At 64.1% G+C, this 20554-nt stretch carries 16 protein-coding genes and 2 pseudogenes; 4 read left to right on the plus strand and 14 right to left on the minus strand.

What is annotated here, in order from left to right:
- The first annotated feature begins 54 nt into the window (after positions 1 to 54).
- From J7E83_RS11355 to J7E83_RS11365, 3 genes are all read left to right on the plus strand, one after another.
- Positions 55 to 1158, plus strand: a complete 1104-nt coding sequence (locus J7E83_RS11355) for an S-(hydroxymethyl)mycothiol dehydrogenase (protein WP_214962094.1) — start codon at positions 55 to 57, stop codon at positions 1156 to 1158.
- Positions 1155 to 1775 (plus strand): MBL fold metallo-hydrolase, encoded by a 621-nt coding sequence (locus J7E83_RS11360; RefSeq protein ID WP_214962096.1) that lies wholly within the window; start codon positions 1155 to 1157, stop codon positions 1773 to 1775. The genes J7E83_RS11355 and J7E83_RS11360 overlap by 4 nt, the downstream gene beginning before the upstream one ends.
- A gap of 202 nt (positions 1776 to 1977) precedes the next feature.
- Positions 1978 to 2289, plus strand: coding sequence for a hypothetical protein (locus J7E83_RS11365; RefSeq protein WP_251043753.1), 312 nt, complete (start codon positions 1978 to 1980; stop codon positions 2287 to 2289).
- A gap of 43 nt (positions 2290 to 2332) precedes the next feature.
- Here J7E83_RS11365 and J7E83_RS11370 read toward each other — a convergent pair whose 3' ends face one another.
- The 8 genes and pseudogenes from J7E83_RS11370 to solA all read right to left on the minus strand — a co-directional run bounded on the left by J7E83_RS11370 (position 2333) and on the right by solA (position 13603).
- Positions 2333 to 3310, minus strand: coding sequence for an ABC transporter substrate-binding protein (locus J7E83_RS11370; RefSeq protein ID WP_214962098.1), 978 nt, complete (start codon positions 3308 to 3310; stop codon positions 2333 to 2335).
- A gap of 88 nt (positions 3311 to 3398) precedes the next feature.
- A complete protein-coding gene (locus tag J7E83_RS11375) occupies positions 3399 to 5432 on the minus strand; it encodes a proline/glycine betaine ABC transporter permease (RefSeq protein WP_214962100.1) in 2034 nt (677 codons plus the stop codon).
- Positions 5432 to 6466, minus strand: coding sequence for a glycine betaine/L-proline ABC transporter ATP-binding protein (locus J7E83_RS11380; RefSeq protein WP_214962102.1), 1035 nt, complete (start codon positions 6464 to 6466; stop codon positions 5432 to 5434). The genes J7E83_RS11375 and J7E83_RS11380 overlap by 1 nt, the downstream gene beginning before the upstream one ends.
- A complete protein-coding gene (locus tag J7E83_RS11385; protein ID WP_311379651.1) occupies positions 6463 to 7953 on the minus strand; it encodes an aldehyde dehydrogenase family protein in 1491 nt (496 codons plus the stop codon). The genes J7E83_RS11380 and J7E83_RS11385 overlap by 4 nt, the downstream gene beginning before the upstream one ends.
- A gap of 59 nt (positions 7954 to 8012) precedes the next feature.
- Positions 8013 to 9728: a choline dehydrogenase gene (gene betA / locus J7E83_RS11390; RefSeq protein ID WP_214962106.1), complete on the minus strand. Its 1716-nt coding sequence runs from the start codon at positions 9726 to 9728 to the stop codon at positions 8013 to 8015.
- Positions 9729 to 10666: 938 nt separating this feature from the next.
- Positions 10667 to 11476: an IclR family transcriptional regulator gene (locus J7E83_RS11395; RefSeq protein WP_214962108.1), complete on the minus strand. Its 810-nt coding sequence runs from the start codon at positions 11474 to 11476 to the stop codon at positions 10667 to 10669.
- Between the two features lie 168 nt (positions 11477 to 11644).
- Positions 11645 to 12319, minus strand: coding sequence for a haloacid dehalogenase type II (locus J7E83_RS11400; protein ID WP_214962111.1), 675 nt, complete (start codon positions 12317 to 12319; stop codon positions 11645 to 11647).
- 99 nt (positions 12320 to 12418) lie between these two features.
- A pseudogene (gene solA, locus J7E83_RS11405) lies at positions 12419 to 13603 on the minus strand (N-methyl-L-tryptophan oxidase).
- A 229-nt stretch (positions 13604 to 13832) separates the two neighbouring features.
- On the opposite strand from solA, the gene J7E83_RS11415 reads away from it, so the two are divergent.
- Positions 13833 to 14177: a cupin domain-containing protein gene (locus tag J7E83_RS11415; protein ID WP_251043754.1), complete on the plus strand. Its 345-nt coding sequence runs from the start codon at positions 13833 to 13835 to the stop codon at positions 14175 to 14177.
- A gap of 408 nt (positions 14178 to 14585) precedes the next feature.
- On the opposite strand, the gene J7E83_RS11420 is transcribed toward J7E83_RS11415, so the two are convergent.
- The 6 genes and pseudogenes from J7E83_RS11420 to gcl all read right to left on the minus strand — a co-directional run bounded on the left by J7E83_RS11420 (position 14586) and on the right by gcl (position 20450).
- Positions 14586 to 15164 carry a GNAT family N-acetyltransferase gene (locus J7E83_RS11420; protein WP_214962119.1) on the minus strand — a complete coding sequence of 193 codons (579 nt, stop codon included), beginning with the start codon at positions 15162 to 15164 and terminating at the stop codon, positions 14586 to 14588.
- 29 nt (positions 15165 to 15193) lie between these two features.
- Positions 15194 to 15673 carry a thioredoxin-dependent thiol peroxidase gene (gene bcp, locus J7E83_RS11425; protein WP_214962121.1) on the minus strand — a complete coding sequence of 160 codons (480 nt, stop codon included), beginning with the start codon at positions 15671 to 15673 and terminating at the stop codon, positions 15194 to 15196.
- Between the two features lie 81 nt (positions 15674 to 15754).
- Positions 15755 to 16108 (minus strand): annotated as a pseudogene (locus J7E83_RS11430) (winged helix-turn-helix domain-containing protein); the annotation flags it as partial.
- A 27-nt stretch (positions 16109 to 16135) separates the two neighbouring features.
- Entirely contained in the window at positions 16136 to 17479 is a 1344-nt protein-coding gene (gene allB, locus J7E83_RS11435; protein ID WP_214962126.1) for an allantoinase AllB, read from the minus strand.
- The gene (locus tag J7E83_RS11440; RefSeq protein ID WP_214962128.1) at positions 17472 to 18668 is read right to left on the minus strand and encodes a glycerate kinase; all 1197 of its coding nucleotides are present in this window, start codon (positions 18666 to 18668) and stop codon (positions 17472 to 17474) included. The genes allB and J7E83_RS11440 overlap by 8 nt, the downstream gene beginning before the upstream one ends.
- Before the next feature lie 3 nt (positions 18669 to 18671).
- Positions 18672 to 20450, minus strand: coding sequence for a glyoxylate carboligase (gcl, locus tag J7E83_RS11445; protein ID WP_214962130.1), 1779 nt, complete (start codon positions 20448 to 20450; stop codon positions 18672 to 18674).
- Between the last annotated feature and the right edge of the window lie 104 nt (positions 20451 to 20554).

Genomic DNA, 20554 nt, shown 5'->3' on the forward strand with positions numbered 1-20554 from the left:
TCGCGGGACGTGGTCAACGGGAATCCCCGGGATTCAGGAAAGGAACGCAAGCCAGTGGTTCACAAGGTAAAGGCAGTCATTGCCAAGGAAAAGAATGCTCCGGTTTCGGTCGAGACCATCCTGGTGCCGGATCCAGGCCCGGGTGAGGCGCTGGTTGACATCCTCACGTGCGGGGTCTGCCACACGGACCTGCACTACAGGCAGGGCGGAATCACCAACGATTTCCCCATCCTGCTGGGCCACGAGGCCACCGGCGTGGTCAGCGCCGTAGGCCCGGACGTCACCGAGGTGGCGCCAGGGGACCGCGTCATCCTGAACTGGCGTGCCGTCTGCGGCCAGTGCCGGGCGTGTGCCAAGGGCCAGCCGCAATACTGTTTCAACACGCACAATGCCACCCAGAAGATGACGCTGGAAGACGGCACTGAACTCTCGCCGGCGCTTGGCATCGGTGCCTTCGCGGAGAAGACGCTCGTGGCCGCGGGGCAGTGCACCAAGGTTGACGACGACGTCGACCCCGCCGCCGTCGGGCTGCTGGGATGCGGCGTGATGGCGGGCATCGGTGCCGCGATCAATACCGGCGAGGTCAAGCGCGGCGAGTCTGTAGCCGTGATCGGCTGCGGCGGCGTAGGCATCGCAGCGATCGCGGGGGCCAAGCTGGCCGGCGCCACCACCATCATTGCCGTGGACATCGACGCCAACAAGGTGGAAATGGCCACATCCCTGGGCGCCACCCACGGAGTCGATTCCAGCAAGGCAGATCCCGTCGAGGCCATCCGGGCATTGACCGGAGGTAACGGTGCCGACGTAGTGATCGACGCCGTCGGCCGTCCTGAGACGTACAAGCAGGCGTTCTATTCCCGCGACCTTGCCGGTCGGGTGGTGCTGGTGGGAGTACCGGCGCCAGAGATGAAGATCGAGCTTCCCCTCCTGGAGGTCTTTGGCCGGGGCGGGTCCCTGAAGTCCTCCTGGTACGGGGACTGCCTGCCCTCGCGGGACTTCCCGATGCTCGTCCAGCACTACAAGCAGGGAAACCTGGACCTCGACGCCTTCGTGACCGAGCGGATCACCATCGACCAGGTGGAAGAAGCCTTCGGCAAGATGAACGAGGGCAAAGTCCTGCGCTCCGTGGTTGAAATCGCTGCGGCGGACGTCGCGTGAGCGTCACCATCGAGAACCTCGTCACCTCGGGCACGTTCTCGCTCGACGGCGGCACGTGGGACGTCGACAACAACGTCTGGATCGTGGGCAATGACGACGAATGCGTCATCATCGATTCCCCTCACGATGCCGCCGCGATCATCAGCCAGGTTCGCGGCCGGAAGGTCCTCGCCATCCTGCTCACCCATGCGCACAACGACCACATCGGGGCGGCCCGCGAAGTCGCGGCGGCCGTGAATGCCCCTATCTACCTGCATGCCGATGACCTTGTCCTCTGGCAGCAGGTCTATCCTGACGCTAAACCGCACCGCTATCTTGCCGACGGTGATGTATTCCAGGTTGGCGGTGCGGAACTGAAGGCCATCCACACGCCCGGCCACTCACCGGGCTCCACGTGCTTCCTCCTGCAAGACGAAGCGACGGTCTTCACAGGAGACACGCTGTTCAACGGGGGCCCGGGCGCGACAGGCCGGTCGTTCAGCGATTACCCCACCATCCTCGCCTCTATCCGGGAACGGTTGCTGACGCTTCCTGCCGAAACCGTGGTCCGTACCGGCCACGGCGAGAGCACGACAATCCAGGCGGAGCGGGACACGCTGTCCCAGGTTGCCGAGTGAAGGCCGCCGAGTTCTGCGAAAAATGGTACCAAGGCCGTCGCTGAGGAGAACACGCTGCGGACGGTGGGGGCGGAGTTCCGGGCCCGCAAGTTCTTTTGACGAAATCCTCGGATCGACTTGAGGGGAACTTGAGCAACCTTCGAGACACTCGAAGGGAACAGTTCAACGAAGAACTGTCCTGAGTGTTGAAGGACGGTGCGGTATGGAACAAGCTCAATTACGGCGGATATTGCCGGCCGTCGTGTCGCGTGCACGCGAGCTCCTGAGGCAATCCCGGGAGCGCAAGGACTATGCCCTTCTCCACTTGCAGCATTCGTGGAAGGTCTATGCGCTGACCAAGGCACTGGCCGAGGCCCTCCAAGACTCATGGGAGTCATCCAGTTGGCCCGGCGACCGCCTTGCCGTCGGAGCCCACCTCTCCGACCAGGTCGAACTGGTCACCCAGCGCCTTCAGCGCGAAACCGATGCGTGGGCCAAGCACGTCAGCCACCCAGGGATCTCCCTGGGTGGCTGACGTGTACTAGCCCGGGTCGTTCACTAATCCGGTACGGTCCCGCTTACTTGAGCCAGGACGTCACAACATCCTGGTGTGCGTCCACCCACTTCTTGGCCGCGGCCTCGGGCGTCATGCCGCCCTGGATGTCCGTGGCAACAGCATCCTGGTCCTCGTTGGTCCACTTGAAGCCCTTGGCCAGCTTGGCTGCGGGTGAGCCGCTGTCCGCGAACTTTGTGGAAATGACCTTGTTGAGCGTGTACGTCGGGTAGTCACAGGCCACCTTCTCCGCGTCGGAGTCGCAGCCCTGGGTCCACGCCGGCAGGGAGACCTTCTTGAGTGGAACCTCGGAAAGGAACCACTGCGGCTCGTAGAAGTAGCCCAGCAGCGGCGTCTTATTCTGCTCCGCGGTCCGGAACGACTGGATCAGGGCGGCCTCCGAACCGGAGAACACCACCTTGTAATCCAGGCCCAGGTTCTTCACCAGGGCCTCGTCGTTGGTCACGAAGGCGGGATCGCCGTCGAGGACCTGGCCCTTCCCGCCTGACTCGGACGTGGCGAACATCGAAGCGTACTTATTGAGGTTCTTCCCGTCCGTGATGTCCGGGTACTTTTCGGCCATCCATGGTGGTACGTACCAGCCGATGTGTCCTTCGTTGCCGGTAGGACCGGCGTCGACGGCCACTTTTTGGTCCGTGATGTACTGCTTGGTCAGGTCATCATGGCCCCAGTTTTCCATGATGACGTCCACCTCGCCGGAGGAGAAACCCTGCCAGGAGATCTGCTCGTTCAGGTCCTTCTGGACCACGGTGCAGCCAAGCTGGTTCTTAGCCACGTAGCTGTATACGGCTGCATTCGCCGTGTAGCCAACCCAGGCGTTCATGGCGACATTAACACTTCCGCAGGGCGCGCCGGTGGCACCGGCGGCAGCAGCCACCTGGTTCACCGAGGCACCGCCGCAGCCTGCGAGCAGCAGGGCGGCGGCGGCAGCTCCTGCCACCGCCGGGACAGTTCGTTTTAACAGCAGTCCGGCTTTATTCATCGTTAGGTCTCCTTGTTGGGGGCGGGGAGTTCGTAGGGGTCGGTCCTCCAGGCCCCGTGCCAGGCACGGGGCCGTTAATGCAGGGCGGTCAGGTTGCTGGGATATTGGATGAGGGGATTTTCCGCACCGGAGTGGCTGCGGCTGCCTGGGTCATCCTGTCCAGCAGGATGCCGAGGAAGACTATGGCTAGGCCAGCGGCGAGGCCCTTGCCGAAGATCGTGCTTTGAACAAAGCCGGCGACGACGTCATAGCCCAGGCCGCCGGCGCCCACGAGCGCACCCACCACCACCATGGCCAGGACATAGATCAGGCCCTGGTTGGCGGCGAGGGCCAGGGACTGCCTGGCCATCGGAAGCTGGACCTTGGTGATGACCTGCCAGGGCGTGGAGCCGCTGGAGACGGCAGCTTCGACAACGGTCGGGGAGATCGCTGCAATGCCGTCTGCGGTGATCTTGATGGCTACCGGGGCGGCGTAGATGATCCCGGCGATGATCGCCGTGAAGCGCGTTGCCCCGAAGAGGCCCAGGAACGGAACCAGGTAGACGAAGGCGGGCATGGTCTGCCCGGCGTCCAGCAGGGGCCGCAGGATCTGGTCCACGCGCCCGGACCGGCCCATGGCGACGCCGAAGATAACGCCCAGGATCATCACCACTACAGTGGCCACCAGTGTTCCGGCCAGGGTGACCATGGAGTCGCTCCAGAGGCCGAGGTAGATGATCACACCCAGGCATGCCGTGGTGAGGGCAGAGAGCTTCCAGCCTCCCAGCGCGTAGGCGGCCATGGCGATGACGGCCACGAGGATGTAGAAGGGGGTGTCCGTGAGCAGGGCCTGGAACGGGTTGAGGATCCCGGTGGTGACGGCTTCCCGGAAGGACACAGTGAACAGGGACAGGTTGTTCTGCATCCACTGGCTGGCGGAGCCAACGGCCTGGACAATCATCGGGCCGACGTTGAGCTCTTTCGGGAACGTCGCGGCCCACAGCATGGTCCGGGAGAACTGCACCATGGCCAGGGCCAGCACCAGTGTGATGCCGAGGACTATGTACCTGGTCCTGCGGGAAAATTTCCGGTTCCGGGCGGCACCCGGTTCCGCCCGTCGGCTGGCGGCAGTGGTCACGCGGTCCAGGACGATCGCGAGCAGGACGATCGAGAGCCCGGCGTTGACGGCCGTGCCGACGTCGAGCGACTGCAGCGCCCGGACCACCACCTGGCCAAGCCCGGGAGCCGCTATCAGCGCAGCAATGGTCACCATGGACAGGGCCGCCATGGTGCCCTGGTTGATTCCCATGACGATGGTGCGGCGGGCCATGGGAAGCTGCAGGGTGAGCAGCCGCTGCAGGCCTGTTGTCCCCAGCGAGTCGGAGGCTTCGCGGGTGTTCTCCGGAAGGTTGCGGATGCCGTGCGCTGTCAGGCGGATGACCGGCGGCGCAGCGTAGATCACCGTGGCGATGACTGCCGATGCCGGGCCGATGAGGAAGATCAGGGCCAGCGGGGCCAGGTAAACGAAGGTGGGCAGCGTCTGCATGAAGTCCAGCACCGGGGTGATCACCTTCGCAACCCGGCCGTAGACACCGGCCAGGACACCGAGCGGGATCCCGACCAGGAGGGTCAGCAGCACGGCTGTGAGGACCAGGGCGAACGTGTAGGTGGCCTCGATGAACAGGCCCTGGAGGCCGAAGAACGTAAAGACGGCAACCGTCAGCAGGGCGACCCTGGCGTTCCCGACCGCGAAGGCGATCCAACCCAGCAGACCTACGGTTCCGAGCCAGCCGATTTCCGGCAGGCGCAGGCCCGTGGAACTGGCAGCAAAGATGGTGATGAACAGGTTGGCCACGGCGTCGACTGCGGCACGCAGGGGCGTGAAGATGTACAGGAAAACCGGATTGTCTGCACGGTTCGCTGCCACCCAGGCGTTGAACTGGTTCAGGGAACGGTGCAGGTCCGTGAGCTCTGAAGCGGGCAAAGTCAGGGTGGAGGTTCCGTGCAGGACGAGGAATCCCAGGATCCAGACGACGGCGGCCCCTGCCAGCAGGGTGGTGCGCAGGCTGGGCCGGCGGCGGGGTTCACGGACAGCGGGCGGTGCGGGTTGCAGCCTGGTTCGATCCCGGACGAGGGTAGACATCAGGCCGCTGCTTCCGTGGGCTGCAGCACTGACAGGATGCTGTCGCGGTCGATCTGCCCGGTGATCCTGCCGGCGTCCTCCACGAGGACGGGGCAGGAGGAGTGCATGACCGCCGCGATGGCATCCCGGATGATCATCCCGGAACTGAGGACCGGCGCGTCTCCCGGCGTTCCGGCTGCCACCGGCCGCGTGATCCATTTCAGGGTCAGGACATCCGCGCGGGGGACTTCGGACACGAAGTCCTCGATGTATTTGTCCGCAGGAGACCCCACCAGGTCGTCCCCCGTGCCGCACTGGACCATCTCGCCGTTACGCATGATCAGGATACGGTCTCCGAGTTTGAGCGCCTCGGAGAGGTCATGGGTCACGAACACCATGGTCTTGCCCATCTCCTTGTGCAGCCGGATGACTTCCGCCTGCATGTCGCGGCGGATGAGCGGATCCAGTGCGGAGAAGGGCTCGTCGAAGAGGATGGTATCCGGATCGCCGGCCAGGGCCCGGCCAAGGCCGACGCGCTGCTGCATTCCTCCGGACAACTGGTCGGGGTAGTGCTGCTCGTAGCCTTTCAGACCGACCAGCTCGATGATTTCGCGGGCCCTGGCGTAGCGTTCGTTCTTGGCGGCCCCGCGGATCTGCAGCCCGTAGGAGACATTGTCCAGCACGGTGCGGTGGGGGAGGAGGCCGAAGTGCTGGAACACCATGGACATCTTCCGCCGGCGCAGTTCCCGCAGCTCCGCAAGGCCCGCCTGCAGGACGTCCTTGCCGTCCACCAGGACCTGCCCGGAGGTGGGTTCGATCAGCCGGGTCAGGCAGCGGACCAGGGTGGATTTGCCGGATCCGGACAGTCCCATGACCACGAAAACCTCGCCCTTTGCGACGTCGAAACTCAGGTTCCGGACGGCGGCCACGCAACCGGTGCGTTCCAGCAGTTCAGCGGAGCTAAGGGCTGAGAGTTCCGGATCGTTGGGGATCTTGTCGCCCCCCGGTCCAAAGACCTTCCATAGGTTGCGCACTGAGATATCGGGACTGTTCATTGCTGTACTCCTGCCTGGGGAGGCTCAAACCAGTGGCTGGGCTTCGGATTGACGTTTTGCCAGATGTGCTTGGTTTCGCGGTACTCCGCAAGACCTTGGAGCCCCAGCTCGCGGCCGTTTCCGGACTTGCCGAAACCGCCCCATTCAGCCTGGGGAACGTAGGGGTGGTAGTCGTTGATCCACACGGTGCCGTGCCGGAGGGCCCCTGCCACGCGCTGCGCGCGGGACCCGTCATGGGTCCAGACGGCGCCGGCCAGCCCGTAGGCGGTGTCGTTGGCCAGTGTGATGGCTTCCTCTTCCGTGCTGAAGGTCTCCACCGTCAGGACTGGTCCGAATGACTCATCCTGGACTGCCTTCATGGAGGTGTGGCAGCCATCCAGGATGGTCGGAGGGTAGTAGGTCCCCAGGGCCGCCGCGCCACTATCGGGAATGTAGCCGCCGCAGAGCAGCTTGGCTCCTTCAGCGATGCCGGCCTGGACGTAGGCGTGGACCTTGTCGCGGTGCGCGGCCGAGATGAGCGGGCCTGTCTCGGCGAGTTCGTCGAAGGGACCGCCAAGCCGGATGGCCCGGGCACGGCGCACGAGTTCGGGCACGAATTCGTCGTGGATCGATTCTTCGATGATGAGCCTGGTGCCTGCCGAGCACACCTGCCCCGAATGCAGGAACACCGCGGTGAGGGCGTTGTCCAAGGCCGACTCACGGTCTGCGTCGGCGAAGATGATGTTCGGATTCTTCCCGCCCAGTTCCAGGGCAACCCGCTTCACCGTGTTTGCCGCGGCCTTCATGATGCTGATGCCGGTGGCCAGACCGCCCGTGAAGGAGACCAGGTCAACGTCCGGGCTCTCGCTCAGCACCGCGCCTACGTCGGGACCGGTGCCGGTGACGAGGTTGGCGACACCTGCGGGCAGCCCGGCTTCAAGGAGCGTGTCCATCAGCAGGATCGAGGTGGAGGGCGTGAGTTCGCTGGGTTTGAGGACGAAGGTGTTGCCGGCCAGCAGGGCCGGGGCCACCTTCCATGATGCCTGCAGGAGGGGGTAGTTCCAGGGCGTGATAAGCCCGCATACACCCACCGGGGCATGGACCACACGGCTGATGGTGCCGGGGATCCCGGTATCGATCACGCGGCCGGCGTCCGTCCCCGCGATGCCGCCGTAGTACCTGAAGCAGGCGGCGATATCGTCGATGTCGTATTCCGCTTCGACGTAGCGCTTGCCGGTGTCCAGGGCTTCGGCACGGGCGTAAAGCGCCTTGTCGCGTTCCAGCAGTTCGGCTGTGCGGAGCAGGACCTTTCCGCGTTCCTTCTCGCTGGTTCCTGGCCACGCTCCGGCGTCGAACGCCCGGCGGGCGCTGGCGACTGCTTCCTCCGCGTCGGCGGCCGTGCATTCTGCGATCTCGGCGACCTTTTCGCCGTCCGCCGGGCACGCAATGACCCGTATGTTTCCGCTGGCCGGATCGCTCCAGCGGCCGTCCACGAACAAGCCCCGCACCGGCGTCGTATTCTGGCCGGTCACAGTCTGGAGGCCCGGACCCGCAAGCTGGACGCCGCTCATGCGCGGCCCAGGCTCGGTGCCGGCTCGGCCGGCAGCTCGACTTCGGCGGGCACTTCAATCTGGTGACGGTAGAAGTCTGCGTGCTGGGGGGCCAGCGGCTCCCGGCCCAGGATCAGGTCCGCGGCCTTCTCCGCCAGCATCATCACGGGGGCGTAGATGTTGCCGTTGGTCACGTACGGCATCGCGGAGGCATCCGCCACTCGCAGTCCCGTGGTGCCATGGACCTTCATGGTGAGGGGGTCCACCACGGACAGCGGGTCGCTGGCCGGGCCCATCTTGGCCGTGCAGGACGGGTGCAGGGCCGTCTCGGCATCGCGTGCCACCCAGTCCAGGATCTCCTTGTCCGTCTGAACAGAGGGTCCGGGTGAGAGCTCGCCACCACTGTAAGGTGCGAGGGCTGGCTGGGCGAGGATCTCGCGCGTGACCCTGATGGCCTCCACCCATTCACGCCGGTCCTGGTCTGTGGAGAGGTAGTTGAACTGCATGGAGGGGTGCGCGGCAGGATCGGTGGAAGTGATCTTCAGGCTTCCCCGCGCGTCGGAGTACATGGGGCCAACGTGGACCTGGTAGCCGTGCTTGGCGTCGGCTTTCTGCCCGTCGTACCGGACGGCCACCGGCAGGAAGTGGAACATCAGGTTGGGGTAGGAGACGTCCTCGTTAGAACGGACGAAGCCGCCGCCTTCGAAGTGGTTGGTGGCAGCCGGTCCCTTCCGGCCGAGCAGCCACTGGAGCCCGATCAGTGGGTAGCGCCACAGGCTGAGGTTCGGCTGCATGGAGACGGGCTGCGTGCAGGAGTGCTGGACGTACACTTCCAGGTGGTCCTGCAGGTTCTCGCCCACGCCGGGAAGGTCCACCACAGGCTTGATACCCAGTGACTTGAGATGCGCGGAATCCCCGACGCCGGACAGCTGCAGCAGCTGGGGCGTATTGATCGCTCCGCCGCACAGCACCACTTCGTTGGCGTTGACGGTCTGCAGCCGGCCGTTCCGGCGGTACGTGACCCCGGTTGCGGTTGTGCCGTCGAAGTTCACCCTGGCCGCCAGCGCCCGGGTGCGGATGGTCAGGTTCTTCCGTCCCTTGTTGGGGCGCACGTAGGCCCGTGATGCCGAGAGCCGCTGGCCTTTATGAACGTTCCGGTCGAAGGGGCCAAAGCCCTCCTGCCGGAAACCGTTGACGTCGTCAGTCCGTTTGTGGCCGGCCTCCTCCGATGCCCGGAAGAAGGCCTGGAACAAGGGGTTCCGAGCCGGGCCGCGTTCCAAGACAAGGGGACCGTCATGGCCACGCAGGTCATCGTCCGGAGCTGCGGCCAGCGCGGTTTCCATGCGCTTGAAATAGGGGAGGCAGTGGGCGAAATCCCAGGTTTCCATGCCGGCGTCGGCCCCCCACCGTTCGTAATCCAAGGGGTTGCCGCGCTGGAATATCATTCCGTTGATGGAGCTGGAGCCGCCCAGCACCTTGCCCCGGGCGTGGGGGATCCTGCGGCCGTGCATGTGGGGTTCGGGATCGGACTCGTATCGCCAGTCGTAGAACCTGTTGCCGCTGGGAAAGGTCAAGGCTGCCGGCATCTGGATGAAAAGGTCCCAGGGGTAGTCGCTGCGCCCTGCCTCCAGCACCAGCACTGTGCTGGTTCCGTCCGCGCTCAGCCTGTCGGCCAGGACCGATCCGGCGCTGCCGCCGCCCACAATCACGTAGTCGTAGCTCTCGTTCGTCATGCGGTAAATCTCCTTGGGCATGGTTGGGGGAAGTCTTGTTGAAGGGCCTGGCTCGATCCGATTCAGCCGCGAAGGCGTTCCATGCCTGGGTCCACTAGCGGTTCGGCCGCTTGAAATGGAGTACTGCCTGGCGGTGCCTAGATGTGGCCGTTGATGGTCAGGCCGGGTGGAGGGTTGGGCGCCTCGCTGGATTCCTCGACCATGATCTGGCCGCCTACGACGGAGTCCTTGTAAACGCATGCGGACAGCTTGGCCGGCGGCGCGATCGGTGGGGACGTGTCGAGACGGACGGCATCCCCGGGGCCAGTTCGCTGAGTCGGCAGGCGATGTGCATCTGATAAACCTCATTTTCCCTGTTGACGGGCCCAGCCCAGTTAGTGGGTTGTGCAATCATCAACGCGAACCACAATACGCAACATAGTGATCCATGCCACTTCGCGTTGTCAAGGGTTTCGAACCATCAAAATGGACCCTTGACACCCATCATGGTCTCCGTCAGGCTGTCTCGCATATAGAACGCTGTTGCGTAATGCGAATCGATTTCATTCGTGTAACACGGAATGCGGCCATGCAGACATCGGCAAGAGGAGGGGCATTCCCGGCGGGAATCTCGACCGCCCTTGCGGCCCGGGCCCAAGTCTTCGCCGGAAGGCTCATCCTCATCGGCGACGAGCCGCACCGGTACTAGGACCCCCTCGGAGCGGAGATGGCTGCCGACATCGCGGCGTTACATGGAATTAACGAGGTGGAGCTGATTTGTGACGCCGTCATCGACTCGTGTTACAGCGGCGAAGGGGTGGTGCGGCCCATCGGATCGCGGTGACGCCGTCGCCGCGTTCGATGCCGGAGCCGCCCGGCGCCGGGGAATCCCTGTCCAGCCCTTCGGAGCCGTCGATGGTGAAGCCCTTGATGCCTTCGCTTCGGCGGGCTCAACCGCCTTAGCGCCGCGTGTAGCCCATGTTCGCGCTGATCTGGAGCCCTGCCTGTTTCAGTGTCTCCATGAGTCCCGGCGTCTTCTCGGGATCAAAGCGGAAGGCCGGCCCGGAAATACTGACGGCGCCGATGACTGATCCCACGTGGTTGTACACCGGGACGGACATCGAGTTGAGCCCGATCTCGAACTCCTCCCGGACCACGCCGTAGCCCTCGCGGGAGACGTCCAGCAGTTGGTTTTCCAGCTCTCCCCGGTTGGTGATAGTCCGGGGAGTCCTGGCCGGCAGCCCGGTCTCCTTGAGGATCCGGGCTCTTTCGTCGGCGGAGAGCGCGGCCAGCAGGACCTTGCCGCTGGATGTAGCGTGAAGCGGTGTGAGGCTTCCCACCCAGTCGTAGGTGGCCAGCGTTGAAGGCCCCATGGCCTGATCCACGTTGACGGCAAAATTGGAGCGCAGGACGGCCAAATTCACCGTCTCCTTATACTCCTCAGCAAGGCTTTCCAACACTGGGCGGGCCTCCCGGACAAGGCTGAGGCGCCCGGGAATGGAGCTTGCCAGCCTCAAGATCCCAAAGCCGAGCTGATATTTCCCGCGTTCACTGTTTTGGTGAACCATTTCCCTATTCACCAGGGACCCCAGCAGGCGGGAGGCCGTGGACTTGTGGACGCCCATCTCCTCGGCGATCTCACTTACCCCGGCATGACCGTCGCGCGCCAGAATTTCCAGGACCTCGAGGGCCCGGTCCACGGACTGGACGCCTCCGTGCTGGCCTGCCTCTGCGTCGATTTCAGGTTCGCGGTGATTGTTCAAGTCCATGACTAATACTCTCAAGTAGCTTCCGCATGGAGAAATCAACGACATCCGAAATCATCGAAGACCGTTGCAGGGCCAGCGCCATGGCTACGGTGCGGGGGAGGAGCCGATTGAGAGGACAGAATCTACGCAACTGCAATATGGCTGACGCTCTAGGATTTTGAACCTGGTTCAGAGGCCGAGGTGCTTGTTGAGCTCGTCGAGGGACTTCACGGTGGTGTAGTCGTAGCCCGGGGTGATGGGGTCAGAGCCACGGTCCAGCAAAATGAGGTTCCTGAAGCCCATGTCGTGCATCGGCATCAGGTCGTACCGTGTGTGGCAGGAGACGTGCAGGAAGTCCTCCGGCTCGGCGTTAAGGGTGTCCAGCATGTACTCGAACGCCTGGTAGCGCGGCTTGTAGGCCTGGGCCTGCTCGGCGGTGTACACGGCGTGGAAATCAGCGCCGAGCCTCGGAACGCTGATGTCCAGGAAGCTGTCGTCCGCGTTGGACAGAATCACCAGCTTGTAGTTGTCGCCCATGAGCTTCAGCGGAGCAGGCACGTCCTCGTGGGCAACCCAGCCGCGTACAGCCTCTGCGAACTCTGCGCCCGCGCCAGGCGTCGGCCCAATGCCAAAGAACTTGCACACCCTGTCAAAGGAATCCTGGAGGATCTGCTCGTAGGGCTTGTAGTCGCCGCAGACCTCGTCGAAGCGGTACCCGCGGAACACCTTCTTGAAGGCAGGCCACTGCTCTTCCGGTAGCCGGCCCGCGAGCAGCCGGCGCGTAGTGGGATCAGTATCCCAGTTGATCAGGGTGCCGTAGCAATCAAAGGACACGTACTTCGGCCGGAAGTTTGTGGTTGACATTTTTCGTCCGTTCTTAGTTATCTTGTATTTTCTTGGAGGCTGTAAATATCAGCGGTTGGCGATAGGTAGCGGACCACCGTTGGTAGAACGCTCCTGCGTTTAGCTAAGAGCCAATGACCTAAGTCGCGTGTCCTGTTCGAGGAATCTGGCAGGGTTCATGAAACTGACGTCGGTGGCCGTTGTTCCCTCCAGTACGAGGTCGGCTGCAATGGCTCCCAGGGCAGAAGCCATCTTGAAACCGTGGCCAGAGAAACCGGCCGCCACGATGACGCCTTCCATTCCGGGCGCTGTCCCGAACAGCGCGGTCGCGTCAGGTAAATGACCATCCGCACACATGGCGACCCGCACCGGGTCGGGAATCAGTTCCGGAATGAATTCGCGGACCCATGCCCGGATGGTGTCCAAATGCTGAGGATCCCAAGTAGGAGGCTTCTCCATGGACTCAACCTCGTCCAGAAATATGCTGGCGACGACTTTCACTGTCCAACCGTCGGCGCTCGGGAACCCGTAGAGCTGGGCCTTGTCCGGCCTTCCATCTTCCTCCGCCCTCCTGAGGAAGACCGGCATGTCATCCCTGCAGAAGGCTGCCGGATTCACAGCGGGGAACCATGTCAGGATCTGTGGCAGGACTGAAAGGTGAACACCGAGTTCCTTGCAAACCGCTCCTGCACCGTTGCCCTGAGAGATGATCACACGGGAGGCGATGATTTCTTCTTGATCGGTCCGGACGACGTACCGGTCACCGTACGTCTCGACGCTGTGCGCTTTCCGGTTTCCCAGGAACTTGGCGCCAAGCCGTGTAGCCTCCACGAGTGCGGCGGTCACGGCCTTCTCTGAATTCAGGTAGCCGCCCTCAGGGTCAAAGATTGTTACATCTCTATCCCTGATCACATGTTCGGGATACTTTGCCCTGGCCTCGGCGCCCCGGAGCATCTCGTAGTCAAGGCCGTTGTCTTTCCCGGCTGCAAGGAGCGATGCCAACCGCGGATTGTGCTAGTCATAGATCGTGACAGCGCCCGTAGTGTTGAGCAGGCGGGTCCCGCTGATTTGCTCCAGATCACGCCACACGTCCTGCGACCGCTGCAAAAGGGGTGTGTAATGCCCACCTTCCGCGTAAACCTTGCGGAAAAGCCGTGATTCGCCGGCGTAGGCAGAAAAGGGACCCGGGATCGAAAACCTGTCTACTCCAATGACGCGCTGACTACGGGAGGCGAGCTGCCAACTCGCCATGCTTCCTACCGAGCCGACTCCGACGACTACGACGTCCGTTTCGAGTGCAGCCATGCTTTACCTTGCTTTCCCTTATTGCACGCCGTTGTCCCGATTCCGGGTTTGCCTCTGAAAGGCAATGCCTTCGGTCTGCTTCCAGTCACACCAGCGTATGCACTCCATCGTCTATCGTCAATTGTTGACAATTGGTAGAGTAGGTGGCGTGTTCTTCCATTCAAGGGGTGGGCACGTCAGTACTAAGGGCACAGCCCGAGAAGGAGTAGCTATGTTCAAGGCGACCGTCATGAGTGACGCAAGAACCGCAAACCCGGGGGAGCACAAGTCAAAGGAAACGTCAGTTACGCCCGGGCAGACGGAAGTGTCCTTGGGTCTTTGGGCCAGGGAGGATCTGAGGACGGGTATCTGGGAAGTAACTCCGGGAGAGTTCAAGAGCACCCGTCCCGGCTACGACGAGATTTGCCAGATCCTGAGTGGGACCGGCACCATCACGGAGCCGGACGGCACCAGCTTCGATATCGGTCCGGGTACTTTGTTCGTGACGCCAGCCGGCTGGGAGGGTCACTGGACCATCCACGAAACACTCCGCAAGATGTGGGTTGTCAAGGACGTCCCGGCAACGACCGACTAATCCGCGAAAGCCAAGAAGGCGAAACCTGGCAAGCAGGAGTCCCTGCAGCGGTGGACTGCTCCTCGGAAGTTGGATGGAGGGATCCATATCGACTCCCGGGGAGCAGTTTTTTGTGCCCTGACACTAACCTGCGCCCGCTTCTTTCGTTTGTGGCGGAGCGCTGAAAAGTGCGGTGCTGACACCATTCCATGGCGGCACTTTACGTGCCACACTGGGAGCAATCGAGTGGCTGGGGGGACACCAAGTCAGGAGATTGCCGTGTTCATAGGGTGGGCGTATCTCATCGCGGGCCTCATGACCATGGATGCACTTCTCCTGGCCCTGTGGCTGATGAACGTGGACTGGAAGAAGCGCTGGAAGAAATAGCCTCGGCGCGCCCGGGTGGATCTCGTCTCGGTGGCGCCCGGGCTAGGTTCCGCGGAGGTCAAGGCGCATGAGGACGCGCGGGAAGCCGTTGAGCACCGAGTCTGTATCGGCAGCCTTGACGAACCCGGCCTGTTCGAACAGCCTGCGCGTGCCCACATAGGCCATAGTGAGATCAACTTTGCTGCCTCGGTTGTCGACGGGGTAGCCCTCGATGATGAGTGCGCCATAGTCGCGGGCCATGGCGACAGCACCCTCCAGCAGATGATGGGAGATTCCCCTGCCGCGATGGCCGGGCCGGACCCGAATGCACCACACTGACCATACGTCGAGGTCATCGAGGTGTGGAATCTTACGGTTACGGGCGAAGCTGGTGTCCGAGCGCGGATGGACAGCCGCCCAGCCCGCCACGTCGTCGCCGTCGTACGCGAGCACCCCGGGCGGTGGATCCTGACGCACCAGTTCTTTCACCAGGTCTCCGCGCTCGGTGCCGCGCAGTTTCTGGTTCTGTGTGGAAGGAATGCGGTAGCTCAGGCACCAGCACACGTTGGCATCGGGCCGCTTGGGTCCGATAATCGCACTCACGTCCTGGAACTGCGTTGCCGGCCGAATCTCGATCGCCATGCCGCTATCCTGTCACCGCCAGGGGACTCTCAGACGCCGAGGGCTTCCCTGAGCGCGGCGACGTGGCCTTGGGCCTTGACCTGGTACTGGGCAAGGGTGACCTTGCCTTCGGGGTCCAGCACCACGGTGGAGCGCACGATTCCCTCGGTGATCTCGCCGTCGACCAGCTTCTCGCCCCACGCACCATACGACAGCGCAACGGAGTGGTCCGCGTCGGAGAGCAGCGGGAAGGTCAACGAGAAGTCACCGGTGAAGCCGGCGAGGGCCTCGGGCGCGTCAGGGGAGATGCCGATAACCTCGTAGCCCCTGCCCTGCAGTGAGGACAGGCTGTCGCGGAAGTCGCAGGCTTCCGTGGTGCAGCCGGGGGTGGCAGCTTTGGGGTAGAAGTACACGATGACGTTCTTGCCACGGTAGTCGGCCAACGCAGTTTCGCGGCCCTTGGCGTCCCGAAGAGTGAAGTCAGGGGCCTGGGTTCCAGGCTGAAGCTTGGTGGTCAGGGTGTGGCTCATGGCGTTCCTTTGGAAGACTTTGTCATTTACTGGCAAAACATCAAGTGAAGCGGCTTCCCGCTCAGTCATACAACTCCGCCGTCATATGCAGTATTCCGCCGGCCCGCGAATCGTTGCACAAGGACCCGGGATGAACTGGTACCCGCGGCCCCGGACAGTGGTGACGGCATGGCTTGCATTTCCGAGCTTCCGGCGGACCCTCCCCACGTACACATCCATGGCCCGGAGCGAGGCGCCAGGGGTTTCAAAGGACTCCAGGAACTGCTGGAGTTCGCTCCTGTCAATGGCGCGCGAACAGTTCTCCACGAGGTAGCGGAGCAGCTTGAATTCGACGCCGGTGAACGGAACCTTTTGGCCGTCCAGCAGGACCTGGCCAGCCGCCAGATCAACAGCCATCCGGCTGACAGGGCCGGGCGACGGCGGAAGGCGGGTCGCGCCGTCCTGCACCGCCATGCTGGGCCCTCAGACCCCGCCGCGGCGGATCAGATTGCCGCCGGGGGTCTGGCCGTCAACGACGCTGCCACGCAAATAGGTCCTGCGCACCACACCGGAAAGTGCCTTGCCGTCGTACGGGGTGATGGGATTCTTGTGCTTGAGCTTGGAGGCATCCACGACGAAGGCCTCGTTCGCGGCGAACACGGAGAAGTCGGCGTCGTAGCCCAACGCCAGCTGGCCCTTGTGCTGCAGGCGGGCCAAAGCAGCGGGCTTCTCGGCCATCCAGCTGACCACCTGCTCCAGCGGGATGCCTCGGTGCCTTGCCTCGGTCCAGATCAGGGAAAGGCCCAGCTGGAGCGACGAGACGCCGCCCCAGGCCACGGCGAAGTCGCCGTTCTCCAGGTCCTTGAGGTCCAGGGTGGAGGGGGAGTGGTCCGAGACGATGCAGTCGATGGTGCCGTCCTGCAGGCCCTTCCACAGCAGCTCGCGGTTGGACGCTTCGCGAATGGGCGGGCAGCACTTGTACGCGGTGGCGCCGTTGGGGATTTCCTCGGCCGTGAGCGTGAGGTAGTGGGGGCACGTCTCCACCGTGAGGTGGACCCCGTCACGCTTTGCGGTGGCGATCATGGGCAGCGCGTCCGACGACGAGAGGTGCAGGATGTGTGCGCGCGCACCGGTCCAGCGGGCGCGTTCGATGACCTCAGCGATGGCCTTGTTCTCGGCGCCGCGGGGCCGTGAGGCCAGGAATGTGGCGTACTTGTCCCCGCCCGGGTGGGGCGCGTGGTCGATCGCGTGGGAGTCCTCGGCATGGACGATCATGAGGGAATCGAAGGACTTGAGCTCGGCCATGTCCTCCTCCATCTCATCCGCCTCCAGATGCGGGAACTCGTCCACACCGGAGTGCAGCAGGAAGCACTTGAAACCGAACACGCCTTCGTCATGAAGGGGGCGGAGGTCCGCCTTGTTGCCGGGCACGGCGCCACCCCAGAACCCCACGTCCACAAACGCCTGGTCTTCGGCCACCTCGCGCTTGAGCTTGAGGCCTTCCACGGTGGTAGTAGGCGGAACGGAGTTCAGCGGCATGTCGATAATGGTGGTCACGCCGCCAGCGGCCGCCGCCCGGGTGGCCGAGGCGAAGCCTTCCCACTCGGTGCGGCCGGGCTCGTTGACGTGGACGTGGGTGTCCACAAGGCCGGGGAGGAGGGTCTCGTCGGCGGCCAGTTCGATGACTTCGGTTCCGGAAAGGCCGTTGCCGAGGGGCTCGATGGCCGCGATCTTGCCGCCGCGGACGCCCACTTCGCGTGCGGCGATCCCGGCGGTAGTGAGGATGCGCTTGCCCCGGATGACGAGGTCGTAGCGTTCTTCAGACATGGAGGTCCTCCTTAGTTTCCGCGGGCCGGGACAGCCTGTTGGCCGCCAGCCGCCCGCCGATCTGCGTGCCCAGCTGCTCCAGAAGCTGTCCGGCTTCCGCGATGCAGGTGTCCAGATTGCTTTCGAGCTCAGTCAAAGCGTAGACGTCCTCGAAGCCGGCATCCATGAGCTCTTCGCGGCCCAGCGTGGTGCGCCCGCAAACCGCAACGGCAGGCACGCGCGCAGCAGCGGCGGCCCGGGCCACGCCCAATGGCGTTTTGCCGAGCAGGCTTTGCTCGTCCAGGCTGCCTTCACCGGTGATCACCAGATCGGCATCGGCCAGGCTGCGGGCCAGTTGCGTGAATTCGAGCACGACGTCGATGCCGGGCCTGCGGGCCGCGGCCAGGACCGCGATGGCGGCGTAGCCCACGCCTCCGGCTGCCCCGGCCCCCTGAGCGTCGGCTGCCTTGACGGCGCGGAAGCCGATTTCCCTGGCCAGGACTTCGACAAACCTGGCCAGGGCGGCGTCGAGCACGTCGACGTCCTGCGGCGTGGCGCCCTTTTGCGGGCCGAAAATCGCCGCGGCGCCGTGGGCGCCCAGCAGGGGATTGTCGACGTCGGACGCCAGCACAAAGCGCGTGTCCACCAGGCGGGGTTCGAAGTCGGTGAAGTCGATGCTGTGCAGGTTGGCCAGCGCGGTCCCGCCTGCGGGCAGTTCGCTGCCATGGGCGTCCAGGAACCTGGCACCGAGTCCTTGGAGGAGCCCGGCGCCGCCGTCGGTGTTGGCGCTGCCGCCGACGCCAAGGATGATCCGGCGGCAGCCGGCATCCAGCGCTGCGGTGATCAGCTCGCCGGTGCCGAGGCTCGTGGCCGTGGTGGCGGTGAGCGAATCAGGCCGGCCGCCGCCGAGCACCTGCGGGAGGACGGCGAGCCCTGACGCAGTGGCCATTTCGATGACGGCTTCGTGGCCGCGGACGGCAAAGTCTGCTTCGATCGGCTGGCCGGTCGGGCCGCTGACCGTGGCTGTACGGCGGGTGAAGCCGGAGCCGACGGCGGCGTCGAGGGTACCCTCGCCGCCGTCGGCCACGGGAATCCGGACGATATCAAGGTTCCCGCCAACAGCCGCCTGCAGGCCCTTTTCCAGGTGCCGGCACACTTCCGGCGCAGACAGCGATCCCTTGAACTTGTCTGGGGCAATGACGATCCGCATGGTTTACGCCTGCAGGGCCAGGATGGCTGTGGGGGCGTCGGCTGCGGTCTGGGCCAGTTCCTCGAACTCGTTCACGGCGTTGATTTCCACACCCATGGAGATGTTGGTGATCTTCTCCAGGATCACTTCCACTACCACCGGAACCTGGAACTCGCCCATCAGGGCCTTGGCCTTGTCGAAGGCGGCGGCGAGGTCGTTGGGATCCTCCACACGGATGGCCTTGCACCCCAGGCCCTCGGCCACTTTGACGTGATCCACACCGTAGCCATTTGTCTCCGGAGAATTGATGTTGTCGAACGCCAGGGACACGTTCTGCTCCATGTTGAAGCCGCGCTGGGACTGGCGGATCAGGCCCAGGTAGGAGTTGTTCACCACCACGTGGACGTACGGGAGGTTGAACTGTGCGCCCACGGCCAGTTCCTCAATCATGAACTGGAAGTCGTAGTCACCGGACAGGGCAACCACCGTTTCGTCCGGCTTGCCGCGGACCACGCCGAGTGCGGCCGGGGCGGTCCAGCCCAGCGGTCCTGCCTGGCCGGCGTTGATCCACTTGCGCGGACCGAAGACATGCAGCATCTGGGCGCCGGCGATCTGGGACAGGCCAATGGTGGACACGTAGGTGGTGTCCTTGCCGAAGGATTTGTTCATCTCCTCGTATACGCGCTGCGGCTTGATGGGGATGGTCGCGAAGTGCGTCTTGCGGTGCAGGGAGGCCTTGCGGTCCTGGCATTCGGCAACCCAGGCGCTGTAGTCCGGCAGGGACCCGGCAGCCTTGCGCTCCCTGGCAAGGTCGATCAGCCCGGCCAGCGCCGCACCGGCGTCGGATGCGATGCCCAGGTCCGGTGAGAACACGCGGCCGATCTGGGTGGGCTCGATATCGATGTGCACGAACTTCCGGCCGGCCGTGTAGGTCTCCAGGCCGCCGGTGTGACGGTTGGCCCAGCGGTTGCCGATACCGATCACGAAGTCGCTCTGCAGGTAGTTCTCGTTGCCGTAGCGGTGTGAGGTTTGCAGGCCCACCATGCCGGCCATCAGCCTGTGGTCATCCGGGATGGTGCCCCAGCCCATCAGGGTGGGGATGACCGGGATGTTCAGGGTTTCGGCCAGTTCAACCAGCTGGGCGGAGGCGCCGGCGTTGATGATGCCGCCGCCGGCCACAATCAGCGGGTACTTGGCCGCGGTCAGCATGTCCAGGGCCTTTTCCAGCTGCTTGCGGGAGGCCTTGGGCTTCTCGACGGGCAGGGGCTCGTAGGTGTCGATGTCGAACTCGATTTCGGCCAACTGCACGTCGATGGGCAGGTCCAGGAGCACGGGGCCGGGGCGGCCGGAGCGCATCAGCTGGAAGGCCTTCTGGAAGGCGCCGGGAACCTGGCCGGGCTCCAGGACGGTCATGGCCATCTTGGTGACGGGCTTGGCGATGGACTCGATGTCCACGGCCTGGAAGTCTTCCTTGTGCAGCTTGGCCACGGGGGCCTGGCCGGTGATGCAGAGCATGGGGACGGAATCAGCCCAGGCGGCGTAGAGGCCGGTGATCATGTCGGTGCCGGCGGGGCCGGAGGTGCCGATGCAGATGCCGATGTTGCCGTCCTTGGCGCGGCTGTAGCCGTCGGCCATGTGGCTGGCGCCTTCGACGTGCCGGGCCAGGGTGTGGCGGATCCCGCCGTGGGCGCGCATGGCGGAATAGAAGGGGTTGATTGCGGCGCCTGGCAGGCCGAACGCCTCGATGGCGCCTTCCTTCTCCAGGATGGCAACCGCTGCATCAACGGTACGCATCTTGCTCATGGTGTGCTCCTTGAAAAAGTCTGTGGGGAAGTCTGTATTTGGGTGTGCTGGGCTGAGCCGTCGTCGTTGAGGCACGACGACGGCTGCCGGATCGTTCTTTTGTC

Source organism: Arthrobacter sp. ISL-48 (assembly GCF_018613805.1).
Classification (GTDB): domain Bacteria; phylum Actinomycetota; class Actinomycetes; order Actinomycetales; family Micrococcaceae; genus Arthrobacter.